8 protein-coding genes are annotated in these 12,992 nt (G+C 62.1%); 2 read left to right on the top strand and 6 right to left on the bottom strand.

What is annotated here, in order from left to right; genetic code table 11:
* The first annotated feature begins 105 nt into the window (after positions 1–105).
* Positions 106–870 carry a methyl-accepting chemotaxis protein gene (locus tag IF189_RS29045; protein WP_371320915.1) on the top strand — a complete coding sequence of 255 codons (765 nt, stop codon included), beginning with the start codon at positions 106–108 and terminating at the stop codon, positions 868–870.
* A 62-nt stretch (positions 871–932) separates the two neighbouring features.
* Here the strand turns inward: IF189_RS29045 and IF189_RS01825 are convergent, their stop codons facing one another.
* The 5 genes from IF189_RS01825 to IF189_RS01805 form a co-directional block, all read right to left on the bottom strand.
* Entirely contained in the window at positions 933–1,535 is a 603-nt protein-coding gene (locus IF189_RS01825; RefSeq protein ID WP_134825189.1) for a DUF924 family protein, read from the bottom strand.
* 3 nt (positions 1,536–1,538) lie between these two features.
* Entirely contained in the window at positions 1,539–2,549 is a 1,011-nt protein-coding gene (locus IF189_RS01820; RefSeq protein WP_065261556.1) for a class 1 fructose-bisphosphatase, read from the bottom strand.
* Between the two features lie 196 nt (positions 2,550–2,745).
* Complete coding sequence (locus IF189_RS01815) at positions 2,746–4,110, bottom strand: DUF3999 domain-containing protein (RefSeq protein ID WP_192552736.1); 1,365 nt, start codon at positions 4,108–4,110, stop codon at positions 2,746–2,748.
* A complete protein-coding gene (locus IF189_RS01810) occupies positions 4,107–7,694 on the bottom strand; it encodes a DUF2339 domain-containing protein (protein WP_192552735.1) in 3,588 nt (1,195 codons plus the stop codon). Before IF189_RS01810 ends, IF189_RS01815 begins: the two co-directional genes overlap by 4 nt.
* Positions 7,695–7,796: 102 nt before the next feature.
* A complete protein-coding gene (locus IF189_RS01805; protein WP_134825186.1) occupies positions 7,797–10,247 on the bottom strand; it encodes a glycogen/starch/alpha-glucan phosphorylase in 2,451 nt (816 codons plus the stop codon).
* A gap of 258 nt (positions 10,248–10,505) precedes the next feature.
* Between IF189_RS01805 and IF189_RS01800 the strand changes: the two genes are divergently transcribed.
* Entirely contained in the window at positions 10,506–10,943 is a 438-nt protein-coding gene (locus tag IF189_RS01800) for a YkgJ family cysteine cluster protein (protein WP_007961740.1), read from the top strand.
* 116 nt (positions 10,944–11,059) lie between these two features.
* On the opposite strand, the gene typA is transcribed toward IF189_RS01800, so the two are convergent.
* The gene (gene typA, locus IF189_RS01795) at positions 11,060–12,880 is read right to left on the bottom strand and encodes a translational GTPase TypA (RefSeq protein ID WP_085712784.1); all 1,821 of its coding nucleotides are present in this window, start codon (positions 12,878–12,880) and stop codon (positions 11,060–11,062) included.
* Between the last annotated feature and the right edge of the window lie 112 nt (positions 12,881–12,992).

The raw sequence follows: 12,992 nt of genomic DNA, 5'->3' as shown, positions 1-12,992 counted from the left end.
AACCGTTTCGTCGAGCGTATCCACACCTCGATCCGCGAAGTGTCCTCGGCCACCGGGCAGGTCAACGAAGTCGCCCTGCGCGTGGTCGCGGCGTCCAACTCGTCGATGTTCAACTCCGACCAGCAGGCCTCGCGCACCAACAGCGTGGCCGCCGCGATCAACCAGCTCGGCGCCGCCGCCCAGGAAATCGCCCAGAACGCCGCCCTCGCCTCGCAACACTCCAGCGACGCACGCAGCCTGGCGGTCGACGGCCAGCAGGTTGTGGATAAAACCATCCACGCGATGCAGCAACTGTCGGCGAAGATCAGCGACTCCTGCGGCAACATCGAAACCCTGAACAGCAACACCGTGAACATCGGGCAGATTCTGGAAGTGATCACCAGCATCTCCCAGCAGACCAACCTGCTGGCGCTCAACGCCGCCATCGAAGCCGCCCGTGCCGGTGAGGCCGGTCGTGGTTTCGCCGTGGTCGCGGACGAAGTGCGCAACCTGGCGCACCGCACCCAGGATTCGGCGCAACAAGTGCAGAGCATGATCGAAGAACTACAGGTCGGCGCGCGTCAGGCGGTCGGCATCATGACCGAGAGCCAGCGCGAGAGCGAAAGCAGCGTCGGCATCGCCAACCAGGCCGGCGAGCGTCTGGAAAGCGTGACCCAGCGCATCGGCGAGATCGACGGGATGAACCAGTCGGTGGCGACCGCGACCGAAGAGCAGACGGCGGTGGTCGAGTCGATCAACGTCGACATCAACGAGATCAACACGCTGAACCAGGAAGGTGTGGAGAACCTGCAGGCGACGTTGCGCGCTTGTGCGGATCTGGAGCAGCAGGCTGCCCGACTCAAGCAGTTGGTGGGTAGTTTCCGGATCTAAGGCGCTCTCACTGATCTCTTCGCGGGCCTTTCTGCGAAGAGGTCAGTCGTCTGGATGCTGATTCAGAACCGCGACCCCGGCTGCGAAAGAAACTCCAGCTCCTGCGCCGTAGACTCCCTTCCCAACACCGCATTGCGATGCGGAAACCGTCCAAACCGCGCAATCACCTTCTGATGCCGCTCGGCATAATCCAGGTTGTCGGCAAACACCCCGCGCTCCGCCTCCGGCTGTTCAGCCACCAATTCGATGAATCGCGAGACCGCTTCATTCTGCACCGCGAGGTTTTCGCAGTGTTCGAAGACGAGGTAGATGAAGAGGCGCTGGATCGGCTTCAACTGCCGGTCGAAATCCGCCGCGATGCCTTGGGCAACCAGTTTCTGCGCCCGCAGATCGCCGGAAAAAGCCTTGGGTGTATCACGAAAGATCATGCGCGGGAGCTGATCGAGCAGCAGCACCACCGCCAGCCAACCTTCGGGACGTTGCGTCCACTCGGTCAATTCGCCGGCGAGGGCCTGATCGACAAAGACCCCGAAACGCTCACGCGCTTCGAGGTCCTGACTGTCTTTCTTGCCGAACCACAACTTGCCCTGTTGCGCCGTCACTTCAGTCGCTGACTCGGCATGACCGAACCACCAATCGAGCAACGGCTGCCAGGGCGCGGTCATGGTTTATTCCTTGTGGTAGGCCGTGGCGCGGGCGACTTCTTCTTTCGAACCGAGGAACACCGCTACGCGCTGGTGCAGGCCTTCAGGCTGGATGTCGAGGATGCGCTGGTGACCGTCGGTGGAAGCGCCGCCCGCCTGTTCCACCAGGAACGACATCGGGTTGGCTTCGTACATCAGGCGCAGTTTGCCTGGCTTGGACGGCTCGCGGCTGTCGCGCGGATACATGAACAGACCGCCACGGGTCAGGATGCGGTGCACGTCGGCAACCATCGCCGCGACCCAACGCATGTTGTAGTTCTTCTTCAGCGGGCCTTCTTCACCGGCCAGCAGTTCCGAAACGTAGCGCTGTACCGGGGCTTCCCAGTGACGCTGGTTGGACATGTTGATGGCGAATTCCTGGGTGCTTTCAGGAATGGTGATGTCTTCGTGGGTCAGGACGAAGCTGCCCATTTCGCGGTCCAGGGTGAAGCCCTTCACGCCGTTGCCCAGGGTCAGGATCAGCATGGTCTGCGGACCGTAGATCGCGTAACCGGCTGCAACCTGCTGGGTGCCTGGCTGCAGGAAGGCCTTTTCATTCAGGGCTTCATTCTGGCTCAGGTATTCGTTCGGGCAACGCAGCACGGAGAAGATGGTGCCGACCGGGGCGTTGATGTCGATGTTCGACGAACCGTCCAGCGGGTCGAATACCAGCAGGTAGGCGCCTTTCGGGTATTTGCCCGGGATCTGGTAGGCGTTGTCCATTTCTTCGGACGCCATGCCGGCCAGGTGACCGCCCCACTCGTTGGCTTCGAGCAGGATTTCGTTCGACAGCACGTCGAGTTTCTTCTGCACTTCGCCTTGCACGTTTTCCGTGCCCATGCTGCCCAGAACACCGCCCAGGGCGCCTTTGGACACGGCGTGGCTGATCTCTTTGCAGGCACGCGCCACCACTTCGATCAGGAAGCGCAGATCGGCAGGAGTGTTGTTGCTGCGGGTCTGCTCAATCAAATAGCGACTCAGGGTAACGCGGGACATGGACGGCTCCGGTGGAATGGGGGGGCTGAAAACCCGCGCAGTTTACAGGGAGTCTGAAACCGTAGCGAGCAATGACGCCCGCTAACGTGCGTCGGGTGCAATTCCTGCTATCAGACGTGATCGAACCGGGAGAGTTCAGGCACGGAATTCAGCGTAGTTGGAAACCCGACGGGTGTGGAGGCCACACCCGTCATATTCAGGACTTGGCCGGCGGCTTGCGCAGCAGACTGAAGGCCATCGCGGCCAGAAACAGCACACTCAACAGCAATACCGCCCATAATCCGATTTTCTTCCAGTTGGTCTCGGCGACAGCTGCTGTCGTCGCCGTCGTTGTCTGCGTCGCGACTGCATCGCCCTGCACCGTGGCCTTGCCCAGCGTGGCCAGTTTCTCCGGCTTGAAATCGGGGATCAGCGTGGTCAGCGGCAGGTTCGCCGTTCTCACCGTCGGATTGCCCAGCGCCAAGCTGTAAGGCCCGCCACCCCGGACGAGGAAGATCACCTGGGTGGCACGTACCGCGTACTTGATGCTCGGCGCCTGCTCGCCGAGGCCGCCGCCGCGTTCGTCGACCGTCAGTTTCAACTGCTGGACGGTCTGCCCGTAAAGCTGCAACTCGTTCTGCACCACGTCCTGGCCGTTCTGGGTCAGGCGATAGAGCAAGCCGCTGCTCAACGGCTGCCACGGCAGACTGGTTTCGCGGCGTCCCGCCAGCGTCACCGGTGCCAGGCTGTTGGGCTGCTTCAACTCGACCTGGACCCGCTCGACATTCAGCCCCATCGGCAACTGCCAGGTGTATTCCCCGGCCTTGGTGCTGCTGCCGGCCAGCGCTGGCGACCAGACCAGCGGCAACGGCAGGTTTTGCGGATCGCTGCTTTTCAGTTGCGCCGAAGTCAGGGTTGGTGCTGCATTGGGCGAATCCCACAGCAGGCGCAGATAACGCGCCGATTGCCCCGGCAACGCGACTTCATGCTGTTCGATGCGCTCATCGGAAAAAGTCAGGCGCGCGACCTGGCCTTCACCCCACGGTTGCCAGTGCTGCAGGTCGTCGCTGGCCTCGATGCTGAAACGCTGAAAGCCGTCGCGCTCGCTGGTCCAGTCGAGGATCAGTTGCTGCAACGGTGCCTTGATTGCACTGGCATCCAGCAGCCAGCCACGCAGCACTTCCTCGCCCGCTTCCAGTTGGCTGGAGGGCTGCACTTCCACCAGCGTGCCGGTAGTCGTCGACTGGACGCGCACGCTCGGTGCGCGTTCGGTGGCATCCGCCGAGTTGTACAGCGGGAACCACTTCACCGTGTTCATGTGGCCGTCATCCCGGGTCTGCGCCGATTCGCGGGCCAGCGCGTAGGCCTGCGGTTCACCGGCGGCGTTGAATACCCGCAGATCGCTGAGATCGGTCTGGCGGGCCTGCAACTGCACGCTCAGCGGCAGTTCGAGGCGATACCACGGGCCTGCGCCGCTGACCGACAACGGCACCTGGGCGGCGAAGTCCGCCGGTTTTTCCTGGGCGCCGGCCGTCATGGCCACGCCCAGCAACAGCCACCCGAGATTAAGCTTGCGACTCAAGACGACACTCCTTCGGTTTCCGGGGCCGGTTTTTCCGCCGCCGGTGCAGCTTCGATGCGTTTGGGCGGCAGTGGCGCAAAATAACCCACCACCAGCAGCAACACGCCGACGCCGATAAACGAGACGATCCGCGCCAGCCCGCCACGGTTGCTCAATTCGACAAAAATCAGTTTGGCCACCACCAGCGCAATCAGCGCCGCACCGATCAGCCACACTTCGCGGCGATGGCGCAGGTGGCCGCCGATCATCAGCCCGAGCGCCATCAGCGTCCAGACAATCGACAACCCGGCCTGCACCAGCATCGATTCGAGCAACAGGTCCAGCTCGAACGGAATCCCCGCCCAATGGTGTGCGGCGCGGGTCACCAGCGCGGTGCAGAAGGCGAACAGCGAAACACCGGCGATCAGTTGCGAGGCGTGAGCGGCGTAATCCTTGCGGATCGACAACTCGGCTACCGCGCTGCGCGACCAGACATAGACGCTGAACAAAGCGATCAACAGGCCCAGCTCCAGCGGGTTGATCAGCGGCACGTATGGCAGCGGTTCGGCGTTGCCGTCGCTCACTCCGTTCGCCAGCCAGAACCAGATCAACATCAACACCGCCAGCGGCGCCGCTGCGTAAAGGCGATATTCACGAGGGAACGCTGCCACCGGCCACGGCCAGTTGCGCGGTGCCGCCATCAACAACAGATACACGCTCGGCAGGATCGCCCAGCCCAGCCAGCGCCAGGCGTTGTATTGCTCGGACAACAGCAGCAGGCCGTAGCGCAGCTCCAGCGCCAGCACGCCGATCAGCAGCCAGCAACCGAGCACGTGCGCGGTGCTCAAGGCTCGCGCCGACAGCATCGGTGCCAGATGCCGCAGGCTGAAGAAATGCACCGCGAACACGGCCGCCCATGCCAGCCAGCCGAAGTTGGCCGCCGGGTGATAACGCGAGTGCCACGCGGCGAGCAACACCAGCCCGGCTGCCGGTATCAGCAAGGTGCAGAGCAGTCCGAGAGACGGCCATTTCAAACGCAGTGCCAACAGCGTCCACAACGCGACGCTCAGCGCGGCGACCAGCAGCAACAGCGTTGCCTGCAGATTCAGCGGCGCAAAGCGTAGCACTTCACTGACCCACGCCAGCGCCCACCAACCGGCGCCCCACACCAGCAACACTTCGGACAGTCGCTGCAAACTCAGCACATCGAACGCCGAAGCGTGATTGCCCAGTTGCAGGCGCCACGCACCGATCATTGCCGCCAGCCCAAGCACCAGTGGCGTCCAGAATCCGCCATGGGCCAGCGGTCGCAGACCCTCGCTGGACAGCGGCCCGAGCAGTTCGGGACCGGCCAGCAAGAACGCCGCGCCGCCGATCAACTGCAACAACAGACCGAAGACAAAACTCACGCGCTGCTTGAGGTACAGGCTGAGCCAGATGATCAGCAAACCACTGGCCGCCCACACCGCGCTCGCGGTCTGCCACGGCAACACGAACAACACCGCCAGATTGATCAGCACCAACCCCGCCAGCAGCACCACCGACAAACCGCGCAGCAGCCGCACATCGTTGCGCACCATCTCGTCGCGCGCCGCCAGCAGCATGCCGGCGATCAGAGCCAGACCGATCAGCGAGGCGCTGAGCAAACCGCTCCAGCCAGCGCTGAACACGGCCGCCGAATCCTCGCCCGCCCCTTGCAGGCGCAACAGGAACAACGCACCGCCCAGCAGTTGCACGGCAAATGCGCAGAACAGGAACGTGCGCGATTGCAGGCGCAAACCGACGAACAAGGTCACCAGACCGGCCAATGCCCAGCTGATGGCCGTGGCCTGAACGAAGAAAAACAGCGGCGCCAGCAGATAGAGGAAGCCCAGGCCCAGACTGGCCATCACCGGCAGGCTCTCGCGCTCCCACGCTGAAGTCTGGTCCGGCAACGCCTTGCGCAATTGATAGAAACTGAACAGCAGCGCCAACCCGAGCATCAACGCGCCCAGCGGCGCACCGTCGAGCAGACTGGCCTCGCCAGCGCGCAAGTGGCTGGTAAACGCCAGCGCCGAACCCAGTTGCAGCAGCATCGCAAACGCCCGGGCCAATGGACGATGTTGACGCAGACCGAGCCAGAAAATCCCCGCGCCCTCCACCGCCCAGGCCGCGGAGGTCCAGCGCGCATCCAGCCCCAGCGGAATCGCCAGGCTGGCGAAAATCACCCCGAGCGCCAGGCAAGTCTCGCCCAGCAACAAAGCGCGACCGCCCATCAGCACCCGGGCGAGCGCCATGTAAATCATGCCCAGTGCCAGTGCACTGAAGGCGGCGGCAAACTCCAGATGCTGCACCAACGCAAATTGCAGACCGAAACCCACCAGCGGCGGCCCGAACAGCATGGTGCCGTCGACGTAGTCGCCCTTGCGCGCCGACCAATTCAGCAACGCCTCGCGATCGCTCTCTGCCGGTGCATCCGGCATGTCCTGCAACTTGCGTCGGGCGAACAGCAGGCCGATGGCCAGGTACATCAGGAAGAACAGAATCAGGAACGGTTCGGTGCTCCACAGCAGTTCCGGCGCATATGAGCGCAGGCCCCAGGCGAAACCGATGCCGAAGGTGCCGGCGAAACCGATCAGGTTGAGCAGACGCCAGGCCTTGAACCAGGCGATGGCGAGAATGCCGGCGTTGAGCAACGCGAAATAACTGAACAGCGCGACATGGTTGCCGGCGCCGGTGGAGGTCAGGATCGGCGCGGCGAAACCGCCCAATGCCGCAACGCAGGCCAGGGCCAGGGAATCCTGGGTGATGGCCAGAATGGCCGAGAACACCGTCACCGCCACCAGCAATCCCAGCGCGGCGGACGGATCGAGCAGCGGATGCAGGCGCATCGCCGCAAACACCGTCAGGTACAACACGGCGATCCCGGTGCCTTGCAGCATCAAGGCGTAGCTCGTGTTGCGATGGCGTAACCACCAGCCCAGCGCCAGCAATCCCAGCGCCGCTGCCGCGACCCCGGCGTAACGCATTTCGATCGGCACCACCATGCCTTCGGTGGCATAGCGCAGCAGGAAGGCCAGGCCGAAGAACAACAGCACCACGCCGACCCGCAGCACGGTGTTGCCGCCGAACAACCAGTTGCGCGCAGCACTGATGCCGCGCTCGATGAGGTTCGGGCCACGGGGTTCGGCGGGCGGTTGTGGTTCAGGCGTCACGGCGTCGAGCTGCCAGACATCCGCCGGCAAAGGTTGACTGGTTTCGCTGGCCACAGCGGAGATCGGTTCAAGTTCGGGCGGCAGTTCCCAGACCAGCTCGGGGGCATTGGCAGGGGCTTCTTCGGCGACCAGGACCGGCTCGACAGCGGCTTCGGTAGTCGGCTCGACACTGGGTGGCGTGACACGCACACCGGCGCCTTCGAGCAGAAACAGTCGCTGTTCGACAGCCTGCAGGGCGATTTTCGCCTGTTCAAGTTGAGTCTTGTGCTCGGCACTCTGCGAGCCGAGCCGGGCGAGCCGGATCGTCTGGCCAATCACCAGGCCCAGTAGCGCGCCCAACAGCGCGGTACTGAACGACTCGTCGAGCAGCCAACCGAGCAGCAGCCCGATCAACATGAACATCCATTGCATGGTCGATATCCCTGAGCAGCCCCGGAACGGGGCGAAACCAGGGCTCAGTATATCGGCCCGGCCCAACAAGCGTGGGGCCGGGCGCACATTTGTCGCTAAAAGTTACTCCAGCGCCTTCCAGATGTCCGTGGCGTACTCGCGAATCGTCCGGTCCGACGAGAACCAGCCCATCCGCGCGGTGTTCAGCACCGCCGAACGCCACCAGTTGTTGGAATCGTGCCAGAGCGCATCGACGCGCATCTGCGCTTCCCAGTAAGAATCGAAGTCGGCGCAGACCAGGAAGCGGTCGTAGTCCACCAGCGAATCGATCAGCCCGGTATAGCGCGACGTGTCATCCGGTGAGAACACGCCGCTGCGGATCGCCTGCAACACGTCGTTAAGACGATGGGACGCCGCAATGTCCGGCACCGCGCTGAACTCGTGGTTCTGCTTGCGCGCTTCGACCTGCTGGGCGCTCAGGCCGAAAATGAACATGTGCTCGGCACCGATGCGTTCGCACATTTCCACGTTGGCGCCGTCGAGGGTGCCGATGGTCAGCGCGCCGTTGAGGCCGAACTTCATGTTGCTGGTGCCTGACGCTTCGAAACCGGCGGTGGAGATCTGCTCCGACAAATCCGCCGCCGGGATGATGCTCTCCGCCAGACTGACGTTGTAGTTGGGCAGGAACACCACCTTCAGCAACCCGCGTACGGTCGGATCGTTGTTCACCACCCGGGCGATGTCGTTGGTCAGTTTGATGATGAGTTTGGCCTGGTGATAACTGGCCGCCGCTTTGCCGGCGAAGATCTTCACTCGCGGCACCCAGTCGGTTTCCGGCTGGGCACGAATCGCCTGATACAAGGCCACGGTGTGCATCAGGTTGAGCAACTGACGTTTGTACTCGTGGATCCTTTTGACCTGCACGTCGAACATCGCCGCCGGGTTGACCGCGATCCCCAGCCGTTCATGAATCAGATAGGCCAGCGCTTTTTTGCTGTGCAGGCGTTGTTCGGCGAAGGCCTTGCGGAAGGCCGCTTTTTCGGCGAACGGTTCAAGGTCCAGCAGGCGCTCTTCGGGGTTGTCCAGCACATCCGGGCCGAGGGCATCGACCAGCATCGAGGTCAGTTCGGAGTTGGCCTGGTACAACCAGCGGCGGAAGGTGATGCCGTTGGTCTTGTTGTTGATCCGCTCCGGATAGAGCTTGTGCAGTTCGGCGAACACGGTCTTGCGCATCAACTGCGTGTGCAGGCCCGATACGCCGTTGACGCTGTGGGAGCCGAGGAACGCAAGATTGCCCATGCGCACGCGACGCCCGTTGTCTTCCTCGATCAGCGACACCGCGCGCAGCACGTCGAAATCGTGAATGCCCTTGGCCCGCAGCGAATCGATGTGCTGGGCGTTGATCAGGTAGATGATCTGCATGTGCCGCGGCAGCATGCGTTCCATCAGGCCCACCGGCCAGGTTTCCAGGGCTTCGGGCAGCAGCGTGTGGTTGGTGTACGAGAGAGTATCGACGGTGACTTGCCACGCCGCGTCCCAGGCCACGTCGTAGACGTCCACCAGTAGACGCATCAGTTCGGCGACGGCGATCGAGGGGTGCGTGTCGTTGAGCTGGATTGACGCGTGATCGCCGAGGGTCAGCACCGAGGTGTGCATGTTGCGGTGACGGCGCAGCAAGTCCTGAAGCGAGGCGGCAACGAAGAAGTATTCCTGACGCAGGCGCAGTTCCTGACCGGCCTCGGTGCTGTCTGCCGGATAGAGTACGCGGGAGATACTTTCGGCCCGGGCCACTTCGGCCACAGCGCCCAGGTGGTCACCGGCGTTGAAGCGTTCCAGGTGCAAGTCCTCCATCGCCCGGGCGCGCCACAGACGCAAGGTATTGACGCTTGCCCCGCGCCAGCCGACCACCGGGGTGTCGTAGGCAATCGCCCGCACGGTTTCTGCCGGGTGCCAGACCTGTTTGCTCTTGCCGCTGACATCGGTGACGGTCTCGACGCTACCACCGAAGCCGATGCTGTAGACGACCTCCGGCCGCTCGAACTCCCACGGGTTGCCGAAATCCAGCCAGTGCTCGGTCTGCTCCTGCTGCCAGCCGTCGACGATGGCCTGGCGGAACAGCCCGTGCTCATAGCGAATGCCATAACCATGACCGGCGATGCCGAGGGTCGACATGCTCTCCATGAAGCACGCCGCCAGCCGTCCGAGGCCACCGTTGCCCAGCGCGGCGTCGGGTTCCAGCAGGCGGATGCGCTCCAGATCCACGCCCAGCTCGGTCAATGCTTCACGGGCGACATCGAGCAGACCGAGGTTGCTCAGGCTGTCGTACAGCAAACGGCCGATGAGAAATTCCAGCGAGAGGTAATACACCCGCTTCTGACCTTTGCGGTAGATCTGCCGGGTGTGGTCCATCCAGTGCTCGACCATGTGGTCCCGGGCCGCCAGGGCGATGGCTTCGAACCAGTCATGGTCAAAGGCGTGATCCGGGTCTTTGCCCACCGCGTAGGTGAGTTTGGTCAGGACGGCGTCGCGGAATGCGGCCACCTCTGCTTCGCGAACTAGTGGTTCTTGAGTCATCGATAGGACCTCGAGCGAGCGGGGAATTGTCAGAGCCTAGACGGTCTGACCGACGGTGGGGGCTCTGGTTCGGCAGTTTTTCCTGAGAGTGCGGGATCGTTCGGCAATACCTTGGCGAATGCCTGAATGAATGCAGGGGCCGTGCCGAATTGTCGGCCCCGGTGATGACAGAAAGAAAAAATCTGGCGAAAGGTTGTTCAAAAATCCACCAGTCCCGGTATGATCGCGCGCCCTGATGCACACGCCTGGTAAACCCCGATGATGAAGCCCAACCTGATCGCCGCAGCCGAGATCGACCGTCTCGATACCTGGGCCAAATATTCGGCCCCGATGTGCGGCTCGTGCGTTTCCAGCTGCTGCACGCTGCCGGTCGAGGTCAAGATCAAGGACCTGGTGCGCATCGGTGTGGTCGACGAGTTCGAACTGGGCGACCCGCCGAAGAACATCGCCAAGCGCCTGCAAAAGGAAGGTCTGGTGGAGCGCTTCAACCAGAAGTCGGGGATCTTCACCCTGCAGCGCATGAGCAACAACGATTGCTACTACCTGGATCGCAAGAGCCGGCTGTGCACCATTTATGACAAGCGCCCGGACACCTGCCGCAACCACCCGAAGATCGGCCCGCGCCCGGGATATTGTGCGTACAAGCCGAAGGAAGTGGAGCGGGTGCAGAATTCGCGGTCGATCGAGAAGTTCTGATCGGCTCTTGATCGTCCCCACGCTTTGCGTGGGAACGATATATCAAAAAAGCCCAGACAAACAAAAACGCCCCCGGTCTCTCGACCGGGGGCGTTTTTTTCAGCCTTGGCTAAATCTTATGCCTTGGCTTTCTTGGCAGCGCGGGTACGCTCGCTTTCGTCCAGGATCTTCTTGCGAAGACGGATGGACTTAGGAGTAACTTCGCACAGCTCGTCTTCCTGGATGTATTCCAGAGCCTGTTCCAGGGTGAAGCGAACAGGTGGTACCAGAGCGATGGTTTCGTCTTTGCCCGAAGCACGCATGTTGTCGAGCTTCTTGCCTTTGGTCGGGTTCACACCCAGGTCGTTGTCGCGGGAGTTCTGACCAACGATCTGACCGTTGTAGATCTCCTGGCCGTGTTCTACGAACAGCTTGCCACGAGCCTGCAGGGTTTCCAGGGAGTAGGTCAGTGCCTTGCCGGTTTCAACCGAAACCAGAACGCCGTTCTGACGGCCGGACATGTGGCCCGACTTCACTGGAGCGTAACGATCGAAGATCGAGGTCAGGATGCCAGCACCGTTGGTCAGGGTCAGGAACTGGTTACGGAAACCGATCAGACCGCGAGCAGGGATGTTGTACTCCAGACGAACACGGCCCTTGCCATCCGGCACCATGTTGCTCAGGTCGCCTTTACGCAGACCCATTTCTTCCATGACCTTGCCCTGGGATTCTTCAGGGATGTCGATGGTCACGTTTTCGAACGGTTCCTGCTTCACGCCGTCAACTTCACGGATGATCACTTCAGGACGGCCCAGGGCCAGCTCGAAGCCTTCGCGACGCATGGTTTCGATCAGTACCGACAGGTGCAGCTCACCACGGCCGGATACCTTGAACTTGTCAGCCGAGTCGCCTTCTTCAACGCGCAGTGCAACGTTGTACAGCAGCTCTTTGTCCAGACGATCCTTGATGTTACGGGAAGTCACGAACTTGCCTTCTTTACCGCAGAATGGCGAGTCGTTTACCTGGAAGGTCATGGAAACGGTTGGCTCGTCAACGGTCAGAGGCTTCATCGCCTCGACGGTGTTGATGTCGCACAGGGTGTCGGAGATGAACAGCTCGTCGAAACCGCTGATGCAGACGATGTCGCCGGCTGCTGCTTCTTCAACGTCAACGCGGTGCAGACCGTGGTGACCCATCAGCTTCAGGATACGGCCGTTGCGGCGCTTGCCGTTGGCGTCGATAGCGACAACCGGAGTGTTCGGCTTGACGCGACCACGAGCGATACGGCCAACACCGATAACACCCAGGAAGCTGTTGTAGTCCAGAGCGGAGATCTGCATCTGGAACGGACCGTCACGGTCAACAGCAGGCGCTGGAACGTGGTCGACAACCGCCTGGTACAGCGCGGTCATGTCTTCGCCCATGGCGGTGTGGTCCAGACCGGCGATGCCGTTCAGGGCCGAAGCGTAAACAACCTGGAAGTCCAGTTGTTCTTCGGTGGCGCCCAGGTTGTCGAACAGATCGAAGATCTGGTCCAGAACCCAGTCAGGACGCGCGCCCGGACGGTCAACCTTGTTGATCACCACGATCGGACGCAGGCCGGCTTCGAAAGCCTTCTTGGTCACGAAACGGGTTTGCGGCATAGGGCCGTCTTGAGCGTCGACCAGCAGCAGCACGGAGTCAACCATGGACATAACGCGTTCAACTTCGCCGCCGAAGTCGGCGTGGCCCGGGGTGTCCACGATGTTGATGTGGTAGCCGTTCCAGTTGATGGCGGTGTTTTTCGCCAGAATGGTAATGCCGCGCTCTTTTTCCTGGTCGTTGGAGTCCATCACGCGCTCGTCGTTGAGCTCGTTGCGCTCCAGGGTGCCGGATTGACGCAGGAGTTTGTCTACCAGGGTGGTCTTACCATGGTCAACGTGGGCAATGATGGCGATGTTGCGTAGATTTTCGATCACTTGTGTATCTCGATCAGAGGATTCGGTTTGCTGACAAGTCTTGGCAGCGATTAGCAGTAGTGTCCGGCATGGCCGTTACAGCTTGACGGCGGTGTCGGGGGGCCGGTGACGC

The organism is Pseudomonas sp. IzPS59, from assembly GCF_014863505.1.
In the GTDB taxonomy this organism is placed as follows: domain Bacteria; phylum Pseudomonadota; class Gammaproteobacteria; order Pseudomonadales; family Pseudomonadaceae; genus Aquipseudomonas; species Aquipseudomonas kribbensis.
The sequence above is the reverse complement of the archived record's forward strand: the minus strand, read 5'-3'. Positions and strand labels throughout refer to the sequence as shown.